Below are 1,055 nucleotides of genomic sequence, written 5' to 3'. Positions count from 1 at the left end.
TGTTTTATCTTTGCGTCAACATTTATGGTCTTTCCTGATTCCTGCAATAAATAAGTGTGTTTTCCTGCTCCCGCATCTATAGAAAAGAATCCCGGAGAAATCCCGACTTTCTCACAGACGGACAATACCTCCTCATTGCTGTAGAGATACCCCCACACACTCTTTCCCTGTGCCAGATCAGACAGGATATTGCCTGCCTTACACATTTCCCACTTATAATTTGTTCCTTTTTGATTTGTATTCTCTGCAAGCAACGATTCCGAGGCTGCCCAGCCTATTCTTCCATTATTGACCGTCCATGTATATTTACCGCCACTTGATGTTGTCCATGCATAATAACTTTTATTACTTAGTACCAGAGAATTATTCGCAGCACAAATGCCTGACATGGTGCTTGTATTCATTTTCGGTACTGCATAATTAGGTACTACCTGTCTGCTCCCATTAAGGTCAAAGGAAATAACCCCGTACTCCTTAAAATCAGAATTATATCCACAGGAAACATTCTCCCCAAAATTGATTGCATCCAAAATAGCACTTGAATTATTATAGTTTGCAAAATAATAAGCTAATTCACTGTTAGAAATATTCGCATTTTTATCTATCAGTGCAGCTATGGATTGCTTTGAAAAGCCTCGTGCAGCATCAGAAATACTTAAACTGTCCTGTTTTTTATTATTTCCTGCTCCAAGCAACATCTGTATTGCTTTTTGGTGTATTCCTGCCTCTGCCTGCTTTGAATATGTCAATAGCTGGTTTACTGTGTTTACATCTGTTACTGTCTTCATAATTATTCTCCAAACCCTTTTTCAACATTAAACGCCAAACATATGCTGCAATTTGTCCAGCATATTATTTACTCTGCCTTCAACAGCTTCTGGCTGATTCCTTAATTCATACCTGCTTCCATAGTAATCATTTAAACGGTCTTTCATCTCATTACAAAATAATTTTTGATCTGTTTTACCATTTAAAAACTGATTGCAGATACCACTTATCTCTTTCTTCTCATTTGTATAAAAAGCTGTCTCATCTGAGATTATTTCTGACTTGTA

Annotated in this window: 1 protein-coding gene and 1 pseudogene; both read right to left on the bottom strand. The window is 37.2% G+C overall.

All coding sequences use genetic code 11. From position 1 onward, the window contains the following. On the bottom strand, positions 1-788 hold a 788-nt coding region (locus tag H8S17_RS16130; RefSeq protein WP_186867894.1), incomplete at its 3' end, for a hypothetical protein. Between the two features lie 27 nt (positions 789-815). Next, positions 816-1,055 (bottom strand): annotated as a pseudogene (locus H8S17_RS16125) (hypothetical protein); the annotation flags it as partial.

The organism is Roseburia zhanii (genome assembly GCF_014287635.1).
Classification (GTDB): Bacteria; Bacillota; Clostridia; order Lachnospirales; family Lachnospiraceae; genus Roseburia_B; species Roseburia_B zhanii.
The sequence above is the reverse complement of the archived record's forward strand: the minus strand, read 5'-3'. Positions and strand labels throughout refer to the sequence as shown.